Source organism: Thermoanaerobaculia bacterium (assembly GCA_018057705.1).
Lineage (GTDB): Bacteria > Acidobacteriota > Thermoanaerobaculia > Multivoradales > JAGPDF01 > JAGPDF01.
Genome location: JAGPDF010000018.1, coordinates 39541 through 58985, shown reverse-complemented (window position 1 = coordinate 58985; position 19445 = coordinate 39541). Strand labels below are relative to the sequence as shown.

Genomic DNA, 19445 nt, shown 5'->3' with positions numbered 1-19445 from the left:
GGCCCCCTGCTCGCCAGCCGGTCGCGATGGCGCGCCGACCCCTGGTACGACAAGACACTCGTGACCCGCGTTCCGCTGCGCTATGGCCTCGGATTCCATCGCCTTCGCAACGCCGCGCAGGCCCTACCCGAAGCCGGTCTCTACCTCGCCCACCTGCACCGCTTCGACCGCGAGCAGTGTCTGCGCAAGCATCGAGAGCAGGCCGCCCGTCCATGGAATCCGGCAGATCTCGCGAGCGGCGCCGGCTTCCAGAACCGGTTCGTCGACGGCGAGGAGTTCGACACCTGGTTCGCCGCGGGCAAGACGGTCGAGGAGGGTACCTGGGCGGAGATTCCCGCCTTCGCGCGGCGGGCAATCTGATCTCGCGCCCGGGCGGTCAGGGTTGCCGGCGTGCGAGGTAGCGAAAGAAGGGCGCTTCGGGATCGCCCAGATAGAGGACGTTGAGCTCGGGCAGGGCGTGCACGCGCGGGACTTCCCGCACACGGTTCTCCTTGGCGATCCGGACGCGAAAGAGTTTGAAGGAGCGGGTGAACTCCGATCCCGCGGTCAGCGCCCCGACCAGGACCATGCCGGCAAGCAACCACCGGCGCCGCTTGGGCAGGTCGCCTCCGAGCAGACCCTTCGCCACCATGAGCCAGAGTGCGAACAGCGCCGGGATCGACACCCGCATGACGAAGTCGTTGTAGTAGCCGATGCGACCGAACGGGATGAGCGCCAGGCTCACGCCGGCGATCCACCAGAGCAGGCGCCACTCCCCGCTCGCTGCGCCGCGGCAGACCCAGAAGAAGAGGCCGAACTCGAGAGTCGTGAAGAGAAGATAGTTGCCCGCCAGTGGCCCGAAGATCTCCCCCCCGACGAAGGCGGGCAAGATCGAGATGCGCAGCGCTGCGTAGAAGGCAAGAAGCAGCCCGCCGAGCAGCGGAAAGGCGGTCCAGGTGGGCCACGCCCGCAGCCATTCGAGCGGTTGCCGCAGGAGCCGCAGCGCCGCGAACGGCAGCAGGCCGATGCAGGCGAGCGGCGACCAGAGCAGCGCCCCGAAGCTCTCGAGGAGCGCCGAGGACGACCGCCTCGCCCGCACGGCGCCGTCGATCAGGAGGGCGGTCGCCAGCCAGCCACCGAGCGCCTGGTGCGGGACCCAGAAGAGCAGCGTGGTATCGGAGGAGAGTTGCCAGACCGACGCCCAGACCTCGAGGTGCTCGGTGGGGGCGAAGAGGCGCTGGCCGCGCAGCAGAATTCCCAGGGCGTCCATGCCGCTCGCGAAGACGAAGAGGAGTGCAGCCACCCCCGGGCGGCCGCCGACCAGGCGCTCCACCCAGAGGAGGACCAGAAAGGTCCCCAGGAGCGTCCAGAGGAAGATCGCGTAGTTCGCGGCCTTCCAGCCGGCGACCTTCCCCACCACCGCCGCCGGGAGATGGTAGGCGAAGTAGAAGACGAGGGCATGGCGGTCGCCTTCGATTCCTGCCACCGGGTAGTCGTAGACGACCGGCCAGGTTTTCAGCGTCAGATCCTTGAGAACGGCGTTGTGTTTGCGCCAGTCGTCGCCGTTCGGATAACCGAGTCCGCCGGCGCCGACGCAGACGGTCCAGCCGACCGCGACGAGCAGTGTCCCGACCAGGCTCCGGCGGCAGAGCTCGAACCGCGACCGGAGCTCGGCGCGGAAGTGCCATGCGCAACCGGCGAGAAGCGCGGTCACCGCCGCCGCGACTTCCGGCCGCAGCCAGCCCCAGCTGAAGATCAGCAGCGGCAGGTAGAGGTAGAGGATCGAGATGCCGTAGAGCGGAATCATGCCACTCCGCACCGTCGCGCGCGTGGGCCGAACGCCCGGCGCAGTTGCCGGAAGAGCAGCAGCCCCTGGCGCGCGAAAGCGCTCGCCGCGAGCGACGGCGAGCCGCCGAAGCGTCGCCGGAAGCGGATCGGAATCCACCGAATGCCGCCGTCGCGCTGGAGGCGCAGCGCCAGCAGAACATTGACCAGCCGGAAGTCCGCCGGCAGGTCCGCCAGCGCGCGCTCGAGAGCGTCGCGCCGCATCAGGCGGTAGGGGACGTTGGCGTCCGCGACCCAGGTGCCGGCTGCCAGGAGGCCGACCAGACTGACGCTCCGCGAAATGCACCAGCGCGCCCAGCCGTCGTCCCGCCGGAGTCGGTGGCCGAAGACGACCGGATGGCTGGCGCTCGCCTGCCAGAGCGCGGGCAGGAACCGGGCGTCGCACTGCCCATCCGAATCGAGCTGCAGGATCCAGTCCGCCCCCATCTGCAGCGCGATCCGGTAGCCGTGGGCGCAGCTCTGGCCGTGGCCGGCGTTGGGGCGATCGTGGACCACGAGCTCCGGGTTCGCGCCCGCGAGGGCGCGCAGGAGCTCGGGCGTCGAATCGGTGCTGCCGTCGTTCACTGCGAGCACCCGGAACTCGACGCCGAGCCTGCGCAGCGCAGGGAGCCACTCGGCGAAGACCTGCTCAACTGCCGCCTCTTCGTTGAAGACCGGCATCACGACGCAGAGGCTTGGCCCGACGTGCTCCGCCATCGTTGTTGCTAGGGAGCCCGAAGGCCGTTGGCCGGGCCCCCGGCCGCAGGCCCGGCGGGAACGCGGTGACGGTCGACCCACCAGCCGAAGAGGACCAGCAGCCAGAGCGCCTGGGCGCTCCAGGCGACGGCCTCGGGCGATGGTGGCAGCGGGCCGAAGAGGCTGCCGGCGTAGATCGCCACCAGCAGAGCGAGCAGGGCTCCGAGGCCGATCGAGCCGACGCGGTCCCGCGCCCGCGTCGACCTGAGATAGACGGCGGCTCCAGCGCCGAGCAGCAGCAGCTCGACCGCGAGAGTCCAGGGGAGGGAGCGCCAGAGCCCGAGGCCGAGACGGGTCTCGCCGGTGATCGTCAACGGCATGTCGGGCAGATGCGAGACGACGTCGAGCACCCAATGACTGACCACCACCCCGACCACGATCGCGGCGTCGCGCCCCCGGCCGCGCCGCAGCAGCACGGCGAGGGTCGCGAGCAGGACACCCCAGGCGCCGAGCGCCACGAGGCTGTGTGACCAGGGATAGGAGACGAAGCGCAGCGGATTCACCGCCGTCGCACCGGGCACGATCTCGAGCTTCTCGACGCCCGCGAGGAGCAGGTTCGGCCAGAGGAGATCCGCGAGCTGCGCAGCGCCGAAGAGGAGGCCGAGAGAGAGTGCGGGCGTCGCCCGCTTCGCCGCCAGACCGACGGCATAGTGGCCGAGGAACATTCGGCGGACTCTAACTCGCTCTGGCTTGCGAGGAAACTGCCGACGCCTTACTCTCCCGGACATGGAACGCGAGCCGTTCGAGAGCCGCGCGGTCGACCTGCCCGGCGGGCAGCGCATCGTGGCGCGGATCTTCCGCCCCCGTCCGGGGGTGCGGACCGGGGCCGGCTGCCGCGGCGCGGTACTCCTCGTCCCCGCCATGGGCGTCGCCCAGGCCTTCTATGCCCCGCTCGCCAAGTGGCTCGCCGGCGAGGGCTACCTCGCCGTCACTTTCGACTACCGGGGCATGGGACTCTCGCGTCCTCCGGAACACCGGCGAACCCTGCGCGGCTTCCGCGTCGGCCTGCTCGACTGGGCACGCGAGGACTGCGCCGCGATGGTCGAGCTCGCCCTGCGCGAGGCCCCGGGCGAGCCGCTCTTCTGGCTCGGGCATAGCCTCGGCGGCCAGATCCTGCCGTTCGTCCCGAACCGAGAGGCGGTCGCCCGTATCCTCACCGTCGCTACCGGCAGCGGCTACTGGCGGGAGAATTCGCCGCGCCTGCGGCGCTTCGCCGGGATCCTCTGGTACGGCGTCGTGCCGGCCTCGATGGCACTCTTCGGCTACTTTCCAGGCAAGCGGCTGAAAATGGTCGGCGACCTTCCGAAGGGCGTCATGGCGCAGTGGCGTCGCTGGTGCCTGCACCCGGAGTACGCGGTCGGCGTCGAAGGCGAGCTCGCTCGCAGCCTCTACGAAGGGATCACGACGCCCATCGTCTCCTTCTCCTTCACCGACGACGACTTCATGTCCGAGCGCAACACGGAGTCCCTGCACAGCTTCTACGCCGGCGCGCCGCGCACCATGAAGCGGTTCTCCCCGGCCGAGCTCGGCCTCCGCCGCATCGGGCACTTCGGCTTCTTTCGCCCGGAAATGGCGGAGGCACTCTGGCGCCCCCACCTGCTGCCGGAGCTCGGCGGCTGATGCGGATCCGGACCCTCGGATGGCTGCTTTGGCTCGTCGGCGCGGCAACGCTCACCGCGGACTTCCGGATCGAAGGCGGCGCCAACCGCGACTTTCTCGAAACGGCCGGCGTGGTGGCGGTGCTGCCCTCCATCTGCCCCGCGAACGTCGACTGCGCCTGGCTCGACCGCCGGGTCGAAGGCGAGACCCTGCGGCGCAAGAGACCGGTGTTCCGCGGCGCCGCCGCGACCCGGACGGCGCTCGCGGCGCTCGGCGCGAGCGCGCTCGACGCCGAGAGCCGTGCGCCCCTCGCAGCGCGGCTCGGCGCCCAGACCCTGCTCGAGATTCGCGTGCGCGAGCTGGAGAAGGTCCGCTCCAAAGGAGCTCGGGACCCCGACGAGCGGCCGCTCGCGCCCGGCGAGAAGTACGCTCGGAGCGCAAGCGGCGCCGACACCGTGCGCGGCCGGCTGGAAATCCGGGCCTTTTCGGCCGAGACGGGCAAAACGGTCGCCGAAGGTGCGGCGTTCGGTGAAGCGCCGGGGTTGTCCGAGAAGAAACTGCTGGGCCCGATGCTCACCGAACTGCTGGACCGGATGTTTCCCCTGCCCCGAAACTAGGGCAGCCGAAGGGGACGCCGTCAGGCGAGGTTGTGGAAGACGCGCTGGACGTCGTCGTCCTGCTCGAGGACGTCGACGAGCTTCAGGACCTCGTTCGCTTCCTTCTCGGAGAGCTCGACGGTGGTGTTCGGGATGTACTCCGACTCCGCCGAAATCGGCACGATTCCCCGGTCCTCGAGCGCCTTCTGCAGGGTGCCGAAATCGTTGAAGGCGCAGCGGATGACGAGCTGCGGCTCGCCCTTGTCGGAGACCGACTCGCCCATCTCCTCGAGGCCGTGGTCGATGAGCTCGAGCTCGAGCGCCTCCTGGTCGAGCTTCTCGGGGTGGAGGCGGAAGACGCCCACGCGCTTGAACTGAAAGGCGACGCTGCCGGTGTTGCCGAGGTTGCCGCCCCCCTTGTTGAAGGCGGTGCGCAGATTGGGCACGGTGCGCGAGGTGTTGTCGGTCGCGGTTTCGATCAGCACCGCGACACCGTGCGGAGCGTAGCCCTCGTAGAGCACCTCCGCATAGTCGACGGCGCCCTGGCCGGAAGCCTTCTTGATCGCCGACTCGACCTTGTCCTTCGGCATGTTCACGGCGCGGGCGTTCTGGAGCACCCGCCGGAGCAGGGGGTTGTACTCGAGGTTCGGCCCCCCGGCCTTGACGGCGATCGCAATCTCTTTGCCGATGCGCGCGAACGCCTTGGCCATCCTGTCCCAGCGGGCGAACATCACATGCTTGCGGGTCTCGAATATGCGTCCCATGGTCTCTCGCGAAAAGTCGGCAACGTGAACGTGAAGGGGGCCGGCGGGCCGGTCCGAGCATGCCGTGGGGCGGCGGAGAACGGCGCGGCGCCGGGACTACAGGAGCCCCAACTCTAGCCCGAGCGGCGCTCCCCGGTAAAGCCGGGCCGGGGAGACCCGGCTCTTGTCCCCCTTTTTCGGCCCTTCACGTACTTACTGCCAGACGCCGGAATATGGAGGCCGAAGCTCGGCCAGGGGACGACGCCGGAGGGGTACTCCGGCGCGCCGCCGCGCCGCAGGCGGAGGCCGGTTCGTTTCAGGGAGGAAGCAAGAATGGCTACGTTGGGAATGATTCTCTCGGTCGTGGGCGGCATCGGAGCGTTGATCTTCACCATCCAGATCCTGATCCTGGCATTCAAGACCAGCCTCGCCTGGGGCCTGTGCAGCCTGCTCATCCCGTTCGTGATCCTGGTCTACATCGCCAAGAACTGGCCGGCCTGCAAGACGCCCTTCCTGCGCTGGCTGGTCTGCGCGGTGGTCGCTGTGATCGGCAGCTCCCTGAGCATGTACGGCGCCTTCTCGGGAGCGATGGCTCAGTAAGCCGTCGGCCTACGCCGGCGGCGAGTCGCCGAAGCCGTTCACCGTGCGGCTCTGTTCGCGCAGGAAGTTCAACAGGTAGTCGGGGCCGAGCGCCGCGGGACCGGGCGCTCCGCTCGCCTTCCAGCCGCCGAACGGGTTGATCCCGGGCCAGGCGCCGGTAGTCGCGCCGCTTCTGCGGTTGACGTAGAGCACGCCCGCTTCGATGCGCTCGAGAAAGTACTGCTTTTCGTGCTCGTCGGTGGTGAAGAGACCGGCGGTGAGCCCGTAGGGCACGGCATTGGCGCGTGCGATCCCTTCGGCGAGGTCCTCCACCTCCTGAAAGAGCAGGATCGGCAGGAACATCTCCTCGGAAAAAAGCAGATGGTCCGGTGAAGGAAGGCGGCCAATCGTCGGCTGAGCATAGAAACCGCAGGCGAGATCCCCGGAGCTCAGAACCTGCCCGCCGCTCACGATCTCGCCTCCGCTCGCGACGATCTCCTCGACATAGCGGCGGTAGCTCTCGAGCGCGCTCTGTCGAATGACCGGCCCGAGCGCCGGGTCGCCCGCTGCCGGGTCCCCGACCTTCATCGCCTCCGTGCGCCGAATCAGCCGATCGAGAAACGGCTGGGCCACCGCGCGCTCGACGTAGACGCGGGAGCAGGCGCTGCACTTCTGTCCGCCGAAGCCGAAGGCCGAACGGGCGACGCCCTCCGCGGCGGCGTCGAGGTCGGCCGTCGCAGTCACCAGGCAGGCGTTCTTGCCGCCCATCTCGACCACCACCGGACGCGGTCCGGCATCCCCTTCCGTCGCGGCGCGCACGATTCTCATGCCGACCGCCGACGAACCGGTGAAAGCCACGCCGGCGATCCTCTCGTCGGCGAGGAGCGCCGCGCCGACCGTGGCACCCGGACCGTGCACGAGCTGCAGGGCATCGCGCGGCAGACCGGCGTCCCAGAACGCCTGGCAGAGGAGCTCCCCCGAGACCGGCGCGTCGAGCGCCGGCTTGAAGACCACCGTGTTGCCACCGAGGAGAGCCCCGGCGATCATCCCTGCGGCGAGCGCCGAGGGGAAGTTCCACGGCGAGACGACCGCCCAGACGCCGTAGGGCAGGAGGACGCTCTCCGTCGTCTCCGCCGGGCTCATCCGGGCGAGCGGCCGCCGGTAGCCGTGCCGGGACTCCATGCGCTCGGCGTAGTAGCGCAGCAGGTCGGCCGACTCCTCCACCTCCGCCATCGCCTCGAGACGGGTCTTGCCGACCTCGTAGACCATCCAGGCCGCGAGCTCGAGATTCCTCGCCGCAATCCGCTCCGCGGCGTCGCGGACGACCTCGGCCCGGCGCTGCCACGCGAGCGCCCGCCAGCGGGGAAAGGCGGAGCGCGCGAAACCCACCGCGGCCTCGACCTCCCCCGGGGTCGCGATCGCGACCCTGGCGACGACGAGGCGGGTGTCGATCGGCGACACCACAGGATGCGCGGGCAGCCCTTCGACCGGCCCCTCGCCGACGTTGCCACCGAGCGCGAGCGGAAAGCGCCCGCGGACACGAGCGAGCTCACGATCGAAGCTGGCACGGAACTCGGGATCGGTGGCGGTCGAGGTGTAGGTGATCCGGCGGGATTCGCTCATGTCATCTCCTTCAGGGTCCCATCGAGTCGGCGAACGATCTCTTCGAGGTCCTCTTCGGTCGCGGTGAACGGCGGCGCGACGATGATGAGATCGCCGCTTTGGCCGTCGGCGTTGCCGACGTTCGGCCAGACGATCAGTCCGTTCGCGAACGCCCGTTCGGTGAGGCGCTCGGCGAAGCGCAGGGAGCGCTCGAAAGGCCGCTTCGTCGCACGGTCGGCAACGAACTCGACCGCCGCGAGGAAGCCCCGGCCGCGGATGTCGCCGACCGCCACGTGTCCGCGCAGCCGCTCGAGAGCGCCGAAGAGCGGAGCTTCGAGCCGGGCGACCCGTTCGACGAGGCGCTCCTGCACGAGGGCGCGCAACGTGGCGAGACCCGCCGCGCAGAGCGCCGGATGGTGCGAGTAGGTCTGGGCGTGATTGAACGCGCCGCTTCCCGCCGCCAGGCGTTCCACCAGGCCGCGCCGCGCCACCACTGCCGAGAGCGGCAGAGCCCCGGCATTCAGGCCCTTGCCGAGCACGAGAATGTCGGGCACCAGCTCGAAGTGCTCGCAGGCGAAGAGGCGCCCGGTCCGCCCCATGCCGCAGAGCACCTCGTCGGCGATGAGGAGGATGTCGTGGCGGCGGCAGAGCTCGGCCACACGGCGCCAGTACTCGCGCGTCGGGACGGTCGCTCCGGAGGACGAGCCGCCGATCGGCTCGGCGATGAAGGCGGCGATGGAGTCGGCTCCCTGGCGCTGGATCTCGGCTTCGAGCGCCTCGCCGGTCGCGCCGGGCCCCTCCGGCTCACGATAGAGGTCGGGCGCCGGGATCCGCGGCAGGTCGAGGAGGAGCGGGCCGTAGATCGTCCGGTAGTGCTCGCGCCCCGAGAGGGCGAGGGCGGCGAGGGTGTTGCCGTGGTACGACGGCACGCGCGAGATGACCTTCCACTTCTCCGGTCGGCCGGACTCGACCTGCACCTGGCGCGCGAGCTTCACCGCCGCCTCGACCGCCTCCGACCCGCTGGCGAGAAAGTAGGCGAAGTCGAGATCGCCGGGGGTGAGAGCGACGAGCTCGGCCGACAGCGCCTCGACCGCGCGGTGAGTGAACTGGGTGCCGTTGATGTAGCCGAGGGTGCGGATCTCGGCGGCGACGGCGTCGGCGATCTCGCCGGCGAGCGGGCCGGCGTGCCCGAGGTTCGCGACCACCGCTCCCCCCGAAGCGTCGAGCCAGCGACGGCCTGTCTCGTCTTCGATCCACGAACCTTCGGCGCGCACTGCCAGCGGAAAATCGTGGCGCAACTTGCGGTAGAAAACCGCGCTCTCCGGGAATCGATGCGGCATGGAGCTAGAACGGACCCCAGCGCATGGCCTGGGCGATGAGCAGGAAGACGAGCCCGAGGACGAGCCAGATCACCTGCAGCGGCCAGAGGAACTTCACCCACCGGGTCCACGGCACACCGATGAGCGCCAGCCCGGCCATGAAGTAACCTTGAGTCGGCGTGAAGATATTCGAGAAGCCGTCGCCGAACTGATAGGCGAGGACGCTCGTCTGCCGGGTCACGCCGGTGAGGTCGGCGAGCGGCGTCAGGATCGGCAGGGAGAGGGCCGCCTGACCACTTCCGGACGGCACGAGGTACGACAGGACGATCTGCACGAAGTAGATGCCCGCGACGGTCGCGCCCTCCGGGAGGCCGCGCACCGCCTGGGCCATCGCATGCAGGATCCCGTCGGTGACGCGCGCGGCGTCGAAGATGACCAGCACGCCGCGCGCCAGACCCACCACGAGCGCCGCGCCGGCGAAAGCGGAGGCGCCCTTCAGGAATTCCTCTGCCGTGCCGTCGCTCCCCAATCCGCCGACCAGCCCGCCGGCAACTCCGACAGCCACGAACAGCGCCGAGAGCTCGAGCAAACCCCACTCCCAGCGCAGGCATCCGACCGCGAGCAGGACGAACGCCGCGAACAGGATCGCCAGCACTCCGGCCTGCCGGTTCGCCAGCCGGAACGCCGGCGGCTCTCCGGCGGACGCCGGCGGTCCTGGATTCGCCGGCAGCGCCACGCGATGCCGGCCCGCGTACCACGCGACGTAGACGATGGTCACGGTCGTCAGGACGAACCAGACGATCAATCGATAGCCCATCCCCGAGAAGAGCGGCAAGCCGGCGATCGCCTGGCCCACCCCGACGGTGAACGGATTCATGAAGGCGCCGGCGAAACCGGCTCCGGCGCCGACCAGCGCGATCGCGCCGCCGACCACCTCGTCGTAGCCGAGCCGCTTGGCGAGCAGCACCAGCCCGGGCAGGAACGGCAACGTCTCCTCGGCCATGCCGATCGTGCCGCCGCCGATCGCGAACAGCAGCATGAGCGCCGGCAGGATGACCTCGCCGCGCCCGCGTGCCGCCGCGACGACACCGGCGATCAGGGCGTCGAGGGCGCCCGTGGCCTGCAGGACGCCGAACGCCCCCCCGATGATGAAGATGTAAAAGACGATCGAGGCGGTCGCCGCGAGACCGCGCGGCCAGGCGAGGAAGACGTCACCCAGCGTCGCCGGCCGGGCCGCGATCGGCCGGTAGGAGTCGGGATCGACCAGCTGCCGTCCCCCGACTTCGGTGCGCTGATACTCCCCCGCCGGCAGCAGATGCGTAGCGATCGCCGCCAGCGCGACGAGCGCAAAGAGCAGGACGAAAGTATGCGGAACCCTGAGCTTCACACCCCCGCTCCGGCGCAGAAGGCGAGCGCCAGGTGGGCGTAGAGGCGGGCGGCTTCTTCGATCTCGGCGACCGGGGCCGACTCGCGCGGGGAGTGCGCGAGAGAGATGTCGCCCGGACCGAGAATGATCGTCGGAATTCCCGCGTAGCCGGAGAGCAGGGCGCCGTCGGTCCAGGCCGGGAAGGTGGTGAGCTCGCCGACCTCACCGCAGACCTGGCGGCGCGCCGTCTGCGCCGCGAGCGCGAGCGGGGAGTCGGGCGAGGTGACCAGCGCGACGTGGAGGAGGTTGCCCATCCCACCTTGCACGCGGCGCACGACGGTATGCAGCCCGGGGAAGACGCGCTCGATCCGCTCCAGCAGGTCGGTCAGCTCGGCCACGATGCTCTGGAAGTTCTCTCCCGGCACCGTGCGCCGATCGAGGGTCAGCAGGCAGGTAGCGGCCACCGTGGACGGCTGGTCGCCGCCGCGAATCGTCCCGAAGTTGAGCGTCGGCGGGCCCAGGATCGGATGCCGCCTCGCCAGCAGGCGCGGCTTGAGCTCGTTCTCGACCAGGGCGACGAACATCCCCGCGGCCGAGACTGCGTTGACCCCCATCTCCGGCGTGCCGCCGTGCGCAGAGCGCCCCTGGAAGTGGACCTCCAACCATTCGAGCCCCTTGTGCCCGAGGGCGATCCGGTTCGAGGTCGGCTCGCCGACGACGGCGCCGTCGGCCCGGAAGCTGGTATCGACGAGCTGCTCGGCGCCGAGGCTCTCCATCTCCTCGTCGATGACGGCAGAGAAGGAGACGCGGCCCGCCGGAAGATGGCGCGACAACGCGACCACCGCTGTCGCCATCGCGGCGACGGCGCCCTTCATGTCCACCGAGCCGCGCCCGAGGAGCCGCCCTTCGCGAATCTCGCCCGAGAGGCCGAATCCCGGGTCGCCGGAGTTGAGCGGCACCGTGTCGGTGTGCCCGCAGAGCAGCAGGTGAGGACCCGGACGCTCGCCCTGGACGCTGACCATCAGGTTCGGGCGCCCAGGCAGGACCTCCTCGAGCTGCACGCCGAGATCGCGCTCGCCGAGGAATCGCCCCAGCGCCAGAACCACCTTCTCCTCCTGGCGCTCGATTCCGGGATGGCTCGGGATGCGGATGAGCTCGGCCGCCAGCCCGACCGGGGACAGGCGCTCGATTTCGCCGTCGATCTTCTGCAACAGGTCGGAGTCGGACATGGTTTCGGAAAGTGTAACGCAAGCCCGGCTTGGGCTTCGCGGCGAGCGCGAGTAGGATGCGCGGCAATGTCCGAAAATAGGGCTACACCGCACGTCGATACGGGCGCGCGACCGCATGTCGACCCGCCCGCGAACTCGCGCGCCGAACTGGTGCGCGGACTCGGAGTCTGGGACGGTGTCCTGCTGACGGTCGGCAGCGTCATCGGCACCGGCATCTTCCTCGTCTCTTCGGACATCGCCAAGGTGCTGCCGCACGGCGGGATGCTCCTCCTGGTCTGGCTCGCCGGGGGCCTGCTGTCGCTCACCGGTGCCCTCACCTACGCCGAGCTCGGCGCCATGTTCCCGCGCGCCGGCGGGATCTACGTCTTCCTCAAGGAGGCCTACGGTCCGCTCACCGGGTTCCTCTACGGCTGGGGCTGCTTCCTGGTGATGATGTCCGGCGGCATGGCGGCGATCGCCATCGGTTTCGGCGAGTATTCAGGCGCCTTCTTTCCGTTCGCCTCCACCACCAACGTCCTGGCGTCGCAGTCGTTCGGCGCCTGGACCTGGACACTCTCGGGAGTGCAGGTCGTCGCGGTGGCGGCGATCCTCTTCCTGACGGCGGTCAATCACTTCGGCCTGAAGCAGGGCGCCGCCGTGCAGAACCTCATGACCGTGCTGAAGATCGGAGCCATCGTGGCGGTGGCCGTGCTCGGGTTCTGGGTGCCGGCGAAGAGCGCCCTGGGGATCACCGCGCCGCTCGCCACCGCGATGTCCGGCGGAGGACTCCTCGCGGCGTTCGGGCTGGCGATGATCGCCGCCCTCTGGACCTACGACGGCTGGTACGGACTCACCTTCTCCGCCGGCGAGATGAAGAACCCCGGGCGCTCGCTGCCGCTCGGGCTGATCGGCGGCACGGCGATCATCACCGCGCTCTACCTGCTGATCAACTTCGTTTACCTGCGCGCCATGCCGGTCGAGCGCATGGCCGGCGAGTCGCGCATCGGCGAAGCCGCGGCGACGGCTCTCCTCGGACCGCTCGCCGGGCAGTGGCTCGCGGCGGCGGTGGTCGTGTCGACCTTCGGTTGCCTGGCGGCGACCATTCTCTACAGCTCGCGCATCTACCATCCGATGGCGGAAGACGGCCTCTTCTTCCGCTCGCTGGCGCGCATCGACCCGGTCACCCATGTCCCGGCGCGCAGCCTCTGGGCGCAGAGCCTCTGGGCGGTCGTCCTCACCCTCTCGGGCAGCTACAGCCAGCTCTACACCTATGCCGTGCTGGTCACGGTGCTCTTCCACGTGATGGCGGGCGCCGCCGTCTTCGTGCTCCGCAGGACCCGGCCGGAGGCGCCGCGCCCCTACCGGGTCTGGGGATATCCGTATGTCCCGATCGCCTTTCTCGCAGCGATGGCGGTGCTGCTCGTGAACACCGTCGTCGAGCGCCCGGTCGAGTCGCTGCTCGGACTCGGGCTCGTGGCGCTCGGTCTGCCGGCTTACGTCTGGCTGCGGCGCTCGAGCCCGCGGCGCGACTAGATGCGGCCTGACAGGGCGACCGAGACGATCCGTCCGGTGGCGCGATCCGCGGCGTTGTCCGCGGCGCCGTAGTAACGCTTGTCGCCGGCGTTTCGCACCAGCAGCCTGAGCTCGATCGCATCGGTGAAGCGGTAGCCCCCGCCGACATCGAACAGGGTGTATCCCGGGCGCGCCAGTTCGGTCGGGCCGGGCTCGTCCTGTTCGAGAAAGGTGGCCACCCGCCCGAAAGCGAAGGCGCGCCCAGAGGAGCACCGCAGCGTGAGCCAACCGTTCGGGGGAGCGATGTCGTCGATCTCCGCGTTGCCATCCGTGCCGCCGTCGGAGACGGCGAGGCCGGCTTCGAGGCTCCAGATCTCGGCAAACGCCGTCTGCATTTCGGCTTCGACGCCCTCGATCGTACCCCGGCCTCGGTTGCGGAACTGGAAATTGTCGCCGACCGCATAGCGCTCGATCAGGTTGTCGATTTCGTAGCGATAGGCAAAGAGACCGATTGCCGTCCGGCCCTTTCGCCAGCGCGTTCCGAGATCGAACTGCAGGCTCTCTTCCGCCTCAAGATCGGGATTGCCGGTCACGAAACCGCGACCCGACGGTCCACGAAAGTAGAGATCCGACAGCGTGGGCGTGCGAAATCCGCGCGCCACCTGAGCCGTCGAGGTCCAGCCCGCGAACGGACCGAAAGAGAGTGCGACGTTGCCCGAGAAGGCGGTCTCCGCGGTCGAATGGTCCCCGAAGAAACCGCCTCGGTTCTCGGACTCGACATAGTCTCCGCGCGCCCCCAGACCGAGCGAAATCCGCTCGGTGACCGGCCGCGTCCAGGTGGCGAAGAGGCCGCTGTCGGCCTTCTGCGCGTCGTCGATCGCCGGGAAGCGGTCGACCCGCGAGACGGTCGTCGCGTCGTCCGCATAGCGGATCTGCGAGAAGACCGACTCGAGGTCGAAGCGCGTGGCGAGATCGAGTCCGCCCTGAAAACGCCCGCCGGCGAGCGATCGCCCGGCGACGAGGCGCGCCGAGGCGTCCTTCGCCCGCGTATCCGCTCGGTCGATACGCCGGTTCGACGTCGCCGTAGGAGCGCGGTCGCGGTCCAGAACGGTGTCGTAGGTACCGTAGAAGGCCGCCGCTTCCACCGCGTCCCAGGAGCCCACCGCTCCGAGCCATGACGCGGTCAAGCGATCCGAGTCCTCGTCCGGATAGTAGGCTCGGATCTGCTGCGAATCGATCGCAGCCTTGCCCATGTCGTCGACGCGGTCGAGCGCGAGACCGAGGCGCCAACGCCCCGTACTGGTCGGAACGACATAGCGCAGCGCCCCCCCGAACGAGGTGTAGCTCGAGTTGTCGATCTCCTCGCCACCGCCCGCAGCGAAGTTGCCGGCATCCCGGTAGTGTCCTTCGACGAGCAGCGCACCGCTGCCCACGGGCGTCGATCCGGCGACGAAACCCGACAGTTCGTCGCTCGACTCGAACGAACCCTCCGCGCCGTAGGAAGTGTGCGCCCGGTCCATTTCTGGATCCCGCGTCACCGCGTTCAACACGCCGCCGAAGGCATCCGAGCCGTAGATCACCGAACCGGGACCGCGCACGACCTCCACGGAGCCGAGACTCGCCGGATCGACAAAGGTCGCAGAAGGGCCCGCGCGCCTTTCAGCGGTGACCCGGGCGCCGTCGATCAGGATCAGCGTGCGGCCGCGACCGAGATTGCGCAGCGCCGGTACCGAGTCGGCTCCGTCGCCGAGCTTGGATGCGCCGGCGATCGACTCGAGGGCCTGGTAGAGCCTCTGCGGTGCGCGCTGCTCGAGCTCCTCGCGCGTCAGCACGGTGGCGACACTTCCCGGCAGCAGGTCGAGCGACGGCGCGACGCCCGAGATCACGGTCACGCTCTCGCGCAAGACGTCGGGCAGCTCGATCTCCCCTGCCGCCAGGTCGGAGACCTCGAAGGGTGCCGAAGTCTCTCCGGAGGGCGAGGTTGCAACGAGGGTGAACGGCAAGGCGGGCGCTGGATCGAGTCTCAATCGCCCCTCGATGTCCGTGATGACGGTGACCGGCTGGCCGACGACCGAGACCGAGAATCCGGCGGCCGCGCCACCGCCGGGAAGGGAGAGCCGGACCTCGAAAGCGGCCAGCAGGGGGCCGGAAAGTAGCGCGCAAGCGCCGAAAAGGAACAGCGTACGCGAAGCTCTGAACATGCAGTGCTCCTGCTCCAGGTAGAGGGATTCGGACACGGATCCGCACTGCGGAGTCCGCACGAAGGTCGCGAGCGGCGCACCTCGAGTGCGCCGCAGCTCATTCGTTCTGGCGGCAGGTCCTGCGGCGAGGCGCTATCGCGGCGCCGCGTGGCACCGCGAAAGGATGCGTGGACGTCGAAGCGAAAGGACCGGCAAAGAGAGGATTGGATGGCTCCGCCGCGGCGATCTGCGGGGAGGCAGGGGCGGCCGTGGCGTGGCGGAGGGCGATCCAGCGCAGAGGCTCGACCGCCTCGATCTCCGTTTCGGTGCGCCCCGCGATCACAGTCCGGGTGGCTTCGCCGCGTCGGCTCCCTTCGACCCAGATCACCACACCCGCATCGTTCGGGTCGCTGAGGCGCGCCGGCTCGCCGCGGCCGTGTGCCACTCCCCAGGGAGGAAAACGGCTCGTGCGCGACGGCACGATCTCGAAGCGTTCCGGGAAGGCGAACTCGTGCTCGACGCGCTCGTCGCCGAAACGCAACAGGAATCGAGCGCTTTCGGTCGCGAGGTCCGGGAGCTCGATGACGACGCTCCGGCGATCGAGATCGAGGTGGGGAGTCAGCCGCACCGGGTAGGTCACGCCGCCATCGAGAGAGAGGAAAGCCTCCCATTCCTCGATGCCTGCGTAGCGTCGGAGCTCGGGCAGCGCTTTCCAGCTGAAAACGACCGCCTCACCCGCGCGCAGGGTAGCGTTCGCCAGGGGTGAAGTGATCGTCACCGGAGCCTCGCGCATCGGAATGTGCCGCGGCTTCTCCGCGCCGGCCCTTCGGGCCGCCAGGGCGGCCGGAGGGTCGGCGAGCGCGCCGACGACGGCGAGGACTCCGGCTATCGCGAGGCTCGCGACGCGGCAGCGCATCCGGCCGAGGCCTACTCCTCCCCCATGTGGGGGTAGCCGACCTCGCGGGGCGAGACGAAGGTCTCCTTGATCGTCCGTTGCGAGGTCCAACGCATCAGGTTGGCGGCGGCGCCGGCCTTGTCGTTCGTACCGGAGGCGCGCGCGCCGCCGAACGGCTGCTGCCCGACGACGGCGCCGGTCGGCTTGTCGTTGATGTAGAAGTTGCCCGCCGCATGCCGCAAAGCGGTCGCCATGCGCCCGATGACCGCGCGGTCGCGGGCGAAGATCGCGCCGGTGAGCGCGTAGGGGCTCGTCGTGTCGCAGAGCGCCAGCGTCGCATCGAAGTCCCGGTCGTCATAAACGAAGAGCGTGAGCACCGGCGCGAAGATCTCCTCCTCCATCAGCTTGAAGTGCGGATTCGAGGTCAGGACGACGGTCGGCTCGACGAAGTAGCCGGTCGACTTGTCGCCACTGCCGCCGACGACGATCTGCGCCTCGTTCGACTTGCGGGCGAAGTCGATGTAGCCCAGGGTGTTGTCGTAGGAGGCTTCGTCGATGACCGCGGCCATGAAGTTGCGGAAGTCGAGCGGTGAACCCATGCGGATCGCTTCGACCTCCGCCACCAGGCGCTCCTTGACCGCCGGCCAGAGCGACTTCGGAATGTAGCCGCGGGACGCCGCCGAGCACTTCTGTCCCTGGTACTCGAAGGAGCCGCGCACCAGCGCCACCGCGAGCGCATCAACGTCGGCGGAAGGGTGCGCGAAGACGAAGTCCTTGCCGCCGGTCTCGCCGACGATGCGCGGATAGGACTTGTACTGCGGGAGGTTGGTGGCGATCGTGTTCCACATGCCGTGGAAGGTCCCGGTCGAGCCGGTGAAGTGCAGGCCGGCGAACGCCGGGCTGGCGAAGACCGGATCGCCGACCTCTCCGCCGCGTCCGGGTACGAAGTTCACCACCCCGGGCGGCAGCCCCGCCTCGATCAGGATCTGCATGATGTAGTAGTTCGAAAGGATCGATGTCGAGGCCGGCTTCCAGAGCACCGTGTTGCCCATCAGCGCCGGCGACGTCGAGAGGTTGCCACCGATGGCGGTGAAGTTGAACGGCGTCACCGCGAAGACGAAGCCCTCGAGCGGCCGGTAGTCGACCATGTTCCAGAAGCCGCGCGTCGAGACCGGTTGCTGGGCGTAGATCTCCTGCGCGAAGTGGGCATTGAAACGCCAGAAGTCGACCAGCTCGCAGGCTGCGTCGATCTCGGCCTGGAAGACCGTCTTCGACTGGCCGAGCATCGTCGCGGCGTTGACCGTATCCCGCCACGGCCCCGCCAGCAGATCCGCCGCTTTGAGCAGCACGGCGGAGCGCGCCTCCCACGAGGTCTCCGACCACTCCCGCCAGGCCTCACCGGCAGCGGCGATCGCCAGCTCGATCTCCTTGCGGCCGGCCTGATGGTAGGTCGCCAGAGTGTGCGCATGGTCGTGCGGCGAGACGCAGCGGCCGACCTTCCCGGTGCGCACCGTCTGGCCGCCAATGATCAGCGGAATCTCGATCTCCTCGCCCATCATCTTTGCCAGGCGAAGTTTGAGCGAGGCCCTCTCGGGACTGCCCGGAGCGTAAGAGTGAACCGGTTCGTTGACCGGCGCCGGGACGCGGACGATTCCGTTCATGATTCGGACTCCTGTCGAAGTTCTGTTCAGATTTCGCCGAGGCGACGGATCTCGCGCACGCTCTCTGCCGGCACGAGAATGCGCGAGAGTTTCGGCCAGGCGCCGAAGCGCCGGGCGTGATCGAGGAAGTCGGCGCGACTCTTGCCCGCCGCGGCCGGATCCCCTTCGCGATGGACATCGGCGTCGCGCAGAAGGACCCCCTCGGCGACGATGTCGTCGCAGCGACCGATGAAGAGCTCGGGGCCGTGGGTCTCGACGATGACGGTGATGCCGTGCAGTGCGTGCTTGTCGTGGTGGAAGGTGCCCATGATCGGTTCGGCCGGAGTCCGGGTGCGCCGGGAGCTCAGTCCGCGACCGGGACCGCTGAGCAATGGGCTGCGAACGCCGCACGCAGGTCCGCAGCGACCGCGAGGGCATCGCGGCCTTCGATCCGGTGGCGGGGCAGGAACCAGACGAGCTCGCCGTCCTTGAACAGGCCCATCGAGGGTGAGGAAGGCGGAATCTCGCCGAAGTAGGCGCGCACGCGGGCGGTGGCCTCGAGATCCTGTCCGGCGAAGACCGTCGCGAGCCGGTCGGGACGCGGCGACTCCTGGATCGCCAGGCGGGCACCCGGCCGCGCCCCGCCGGCGGCGCAGCCGCAGACCGAGTTGACCACCACCAGCGTCGTTCCCTGTTTCTCGTCGAGGAGGCCCTGCACCTCTTCGACGGTTCGGAGCTCGGCAAAGCCGGCGCTCGTCAGCTCTTCGCGCATCGGCCGGATCAGCAAGGGGCTATAGGGCATTTCGAATTCTCCTGGAAGGCCGGCGGTCCCGGGGACCGTGCCGGACCGCAAGCTTATCTCCTCAGGACGGCGAGGAACGGTTTGAGCTCCGTGAGGACCTTTTCGGGCTCGACGAACTGCACCGCCATCCCCGAGATCAGGTTCCGTCCGCCCCCGACCGCGGCGAGCGGATCGAAGCGCTGGACGACTCGCGCGGCGAACAACTTCGGCCGCTCGCCGGGAATCGGCAGTTGCATCTCGATCCACACCGCCTCCTGCAGGTCCATCGGGGTCGGCGTCGAGATGAACAGCCCGCCGGCGCTGATGTCGCGGTGGTAGGTCGAAAGGAACGCCGACGCGTCCGCGAAGGTGATCGGCACGATCTTGTCGCGGCCGGCGTCCATCGCCGGCAACGGCACCGGCTCCGGCTCCGGCTCATCCTGGGTGGCGGCCTCGGCACTGACGCTGGCGGCGTCCCACTCGACGGAGGTCGGCGAGGTGAAACCGACCTCCCTGCCCCCCTGGGTGGTCGGACCGGACTGGCGCGCCAGCGGAACGAGGTCCTCGACGAGCTCCTCCGGCAGGAGGAAGCGCACCCCCACGCCCTGCTGATCGACATGCCGGAGGGCCAGCGGCACGCGATGAATCCGGGTCACCCGCCCTTCGGCGATGAACCCGCATTCGCGGTCGATGACCTCCAGCCGCACGCGCTCGCCGGAGGCCAACGGACTGGAGCTGCTCAGGAAGAGCCCGCTCTTCGAGATGTTCGTCGAATAGGCCGTGTGCCCCTGGACCTCGCCGGAGCGCCAGTAGCGCAATTCGATGCGCCGGGGAAACCGGCGGTGGATACGGCGTTCCATGTGGTG

General features: G+C 69.3%; 19 protein-coding genes. 5 read left to right on the top strand and 14 right to left on the bottom strand.

All coding sequences use genetic code 11. The annotated features are described in order from the left end of the window. A partial coding sequence (locus KBI44_08265; GenBank protein MBP9144462.1) for a hypothetical protein occupies window positions 1–360 on the top strand: 360 nt, incomplete at its 5' end. 16 nt (window positions 361–376) lie between these two features. Here KBI44_08265 and KBI44_08260 read toward each other — a convergent pair. Genes KBI44_08260 through KBI44_08250 form a run of 3 tightly spaced genes read right to left on the bottom strand, consistent with a single transcriptional unit; the run spans window position 377 to window position 3224 of the window. Beyond that, entirely contained in the window at window positions 377–1786 is a 1410-nt protein-coding gene (locus KBI44_08260; GenBank protein MBP9144461.1) for a hypothetical protein, read from the bottom strand. Then, complete coding sequence (locus KBI44_08255) at window positions 1783–2520, bottom strand: glycosyltransferase family 2 protein (GenBank protein ID MBP9144460.1); 738 nt, start codon at window positions 2518–2520, stop codon at window positions 1783–1785. Before KBI44_08255 ends, KBI44_08260 begins: the two co-directional genes overlap by 4 nt. Window positions 2521–2528: 8 nt before the next feature. Then, window positions 2529–3224 (bottom strand): hypothetical protein, encoded by a 696-nt coding sequence (locus KBI44_08250; GenBank protein ID MBP9144459.1) that lies wholly within the window; start codon window positions 3222–3224, stop codon window positions 2529–2531. Window positions 3225–3285: 61 nt separating this feature from the next. Between KBI44_08250 and KBI44_08245 the strand changes: the two genes are divergently transcribed. Next, the gene (locus KBI44_08245; protein ID MBP9144458.1) at window positions 3286–4179 is read left to right on the top strand and encodes an alpha/beta fold hydrolase; all 894 of its coding nucleotides are present in this window, start codon (window positions 3286–3288) and stop codon (window positions 4177–4179) included. Then, the gene (locus KBI44_08240) at window positions 4179–4775 is read left to right on the top strand and encodes a hypothetical protein (protein ID MBP9144457.1); all 597 of its coding nucleotides are present in this window, start codon (window positions 4179–4181) and stop codon (window positions 4773–4775) included. Before KBI44_08245 ends, KBI44_08240 begins: the two co-directional genes overlap by 1 nt. A 20-nt stretch (window positions 4776–4795) precedes the next feature. On the opposite strand, the gene KBI44_08235 is transcribed toward KBI44_08240, so the two are convergent. Further along, window positions 4796–5518 (bottom strand): YebC/PmpR family DNA-binding transcriptional regulator, encoded by a 723-nt coding sequence (locus KBI44_08235; GenBank protein ID MBP9144456.1) that lies wholly within the window; start codon window positions 5516–5518, stop codon window positions 4796–4798. Between the two features lie 312 nt (window positions 5519–5830). On the opposite strand from KBI44_08235, the gene KBI44_08230 reads away from it, so the two are divergent. Beyond that, window positions 5831–6097 (top strand): hypothetical protein, encoded by a 267-nt coding sequence (locus tag KBI44_08230; GenBank protein MBP9144455.1) that lies wholly within the window; start codon window positions 5831–5833, stop codon window positions 6095–6097. Window positions 6098–6106: 9 nt separating this feature from the next. Here the strand turns inward: KBI44_08230 and KBI44_08225 are convergent, their stop codons facing one another. From KBI44_08225 to KBI44_08210, 4 genes are read right to left on the bottom strand one after another with little or no spacing between them, the layout of a single operon-like run. Next, a complete protein-coding gene (locus KBI44_08225) occupies window positions 6107–7699 on the bottom strand; it encodes an aldehyde dehydrogenase family protein (GenBank protein MBP9144454.1) in 1593 nt (530 codons plus the stop codon). Further along, window positions 7696–9018 carry an aminotransferase class III-fold pyridoxal phosphate-dependent enzyme gene (locus KBI44_08220; protein ID MBP9144453.1) on the bottom strand — a complete coding sequence of 441 codons (1323 nt, stop codon included), beginning with the start codon at window positions 9016–9018 and terminating at the stop codon, window positions 7696–7698. The genes KBI44_08225 and KBI44_08220 overlap by 4 nt, the downstream gene beginning before the upstream one ends. A gap of 4 nt (window positions 9019–9022) precedes the next feature. Next, on the bottom strand, window positions 9023–10384 hold the full coding sequence (locus tag KBI44_08215) for a YfcC family protein (GenBank protein MBP9144452.1): 1362 nt from the start codon (window positions 10382–10384) through the stop codon (window positions 9023–9025). Beyond that, window positions 10381–11592 (bottom strand): M20 family metallopeptidase, encoded by a 1212-nt coding sequence (locus KBI44_08210; protein ID MBP9144451.1) that lies wholly within the window; start codon window positions 11590–11592, stop codon window positions 10381–10383. Before KBI44_08210 ends, KBI44_08215 begins: the two co-directional genes overlap by 4 nt. Window positions 11593–11658: 66 nt before the next feature. Here KBI44_08210 and KBI44_08205 point away from each other — a divergent pair, with 66 nt between their 5' ends. Continuing rightward, window positions 11659–13104, top strand: a complete 1446-nt coding sequence (locus KBI44_08205; protein ID MBP9144450.1) for an amino acid permease — start codon at window positions 11659–11661, stop codon at window positions 13102–13104. On the opposite strand, the gene KBI44_08200 is transcribed toward KBI44_08205, so the two are convergent. From KBI44_08200 to KBI44_08175, 6 genes are all read right to left on the bottom strand, one after another. Beyond that, window positions 13101–15284: a TonB-dependent receptor gene (locus KBI44_08200; protein MBP9144449.1), complete on the bottom strand. Its 2184-nt coding sequence runs from the start codon at window positions 15282–15284 to the stop codon at window positions 13101–13103. The two genes, KBI44_08205 and KBI44_08200, sit on opposite strands and share 4 nt — an antisense overlap. 97 nt (window positions 15285–15381) lie before the next feature. Further along, window positions 15382–16179, bottom strand: a complete 798-nt coding sequence (locus KBI44_08195; GenBank protein MBP9144448.1) for a hypothetical protein — start codon at window positions 16177–16179, stop codon at window positions 15382–15384. 11 nt (window positions 16180–16190) lie between these two features. Then, window positions 16191–17819: an L-glutamate gamma-semialdehyde dehydrogenase gene (gene pruA, locus KBI44_08190; GenBank protein ID MBP9144447.1), complete on the bottom strand. Its 1629-nt coding sequence runs from the start codon at window positions 17817–17819 to the stop codon at window positions 16191–16193. Window positions 17820–17845: 26 nt separating this feature from the next. After that, window positions 17846–18127: a hypothetical protein gene (locus tag KBI44_08185; GenBank protein ID MBP9144446.1), complete on the bottom strand. Its 282-nt coding sequence runs from the start codon at window positions 18125–18127 to the stop codon at window positions 17846–17848. A 35-nt stretch (window positions 18128–18162) separates the two neighbouring features. Then, window positions 18163–18600 (bottom strand): BrxA/BrxB family bacilliredoxin, encoded by a 438-nt coding sequence (locus KBI44_08180; protein ID MBP9144445.1) that lies wholly within the window; start codon window positions 18598–18600, stop codon window positions 18163–18165. A gap of 53 nt (window positions 18601–18653) precedes the next feature. Continuing rightward, window positions 18654–19439, bottom strand: coding sequence for a PilZ domain-containing protein (locus KBI44_08175; protein ID MBP9144444.1), 786 nt, complete (start codon window positions 19437–19439; stop codon window positions 18654–18656). Window positions 19440–19445: the final 6 nt, after the last annotated feature.